The organism is Burkholderia sp. Bp9004 (assembly GCF_003858025.1).
GTDB lineage: Bacteria > Pseudomonadota > Gammaproteobacteria > Burkholderiales > Burkholderiaceae > Burkholderia > Burkholderia diffusa.
Window position 1 is genome coordinate 1 of record NZ_QTQD01000110.1, and the last position, 309, is coordinate 309.

The 309-nt window shown below is 66.0% G+C and carries 1 protein-coding gene; it reads right to left on the bottom strand.

The window, feature by feature from the left end; translation table 11 throughout:
• A partial coding sequence (locus DIE08_RS35375) for an RHS repeat protein (RefSeq protein WP_148096113.1) occupies window positions 1–309 on the bottom strand: 309 nt, incomplete at both ends.

A 309-nucleotide genomic window follows, 5' to 3' on the forward strand; every position in this document is an offset into this window, starting at 1 on the left:
AGCACCTGCTCGCTGAGCCGCCCCATGGCGTCCCACTGCTGCGTTTGCAGCAGGCGGTTGCCTTGCAGCCGTGCGACTTCGCGATGCAGGTCGTCGCGCTCGTAGCTCACCAGTTCTCGTTCATCCAACTGGAGAGCCAACAGGTGGCCGCTGCCGTAGGTGAGCCAGCTGACACGATGGCCGTCCGGACGCACGGTGGCAATACGCTGGTTGAGCGCATCGTATTCGTGTAGCCACACGCCCACCAGCGGCTGGCCCAGGCGGGTGTAGTGCTGGTGCTCACGCACCAGGTTGCCGGCCGGGTCGTGG